The organism is Sphingomonas sp. 66-10, from assembly GCF_001897045.1.
Lineage (GTDB): Bacteria > Pseudomonadota > Alphaproteobacteria > Sphingomonadales > Sphingomonadaceae > Sphingomonas > Sphingomonas lycopersici.
On sequence record NZ_MKRR01000152.1, the window covers coordinates 59,270 to 59,755 of the forward strand.

General features: G+C 66.7%; 1 pseudogene. It reads left to right on the forward strand.

The window, feature by feature from the left end:
* Positions 1-351, forward strand: a pseudogene (locus BGN95_RS23770) (amidohydrolase family protein); the annotation flags it as partial.
* Positions 352-486 lie beyond the last annotated feature (135 nt).

The window sequence follows — 486 nt, forward strand, 5'->3', positions numbered from 1 at the left end:
CCGCTCGAGATCGTGCGCTCGGCGACGATGTGGAGCGCCGACGAATTGTGGCGCCACAAGGGCGCGCCCGCGCCGGTCGGCGTGGTGCGGCCGGGGATGCTGGCGGATCTGGTGATCGTGAAGGAAAATCCGCTCGCCAATCTGAAGACGCTCTACGGCACCGGGCATTGGCGGCTGAACCCCGCGACCAACAAGCAGGAGCTGGTCGGCGGGGTCAGTTATACCGTGAAGGACGGGATCGTCTTCGACGCGCACAAGCTGCTCGCCGAGGTCGCCGATATGGTGGCGGGGGAAAAGACGCGGCTCGGCCAGCCCGGCGCCGCGCCGCCCAATCCGGGCACCGGGCAATGATGATGCGCTCGACCGGCGCTTGGTCTTCACGGGGACGGCGATGATCGAACTCTATCATTGCGTCGATGCGCGGTCGTTCCGCGCCTTATGGGCGTTGGAGGAAATGGGGTTGGCCTATCGCCTCCACCTCCTCCC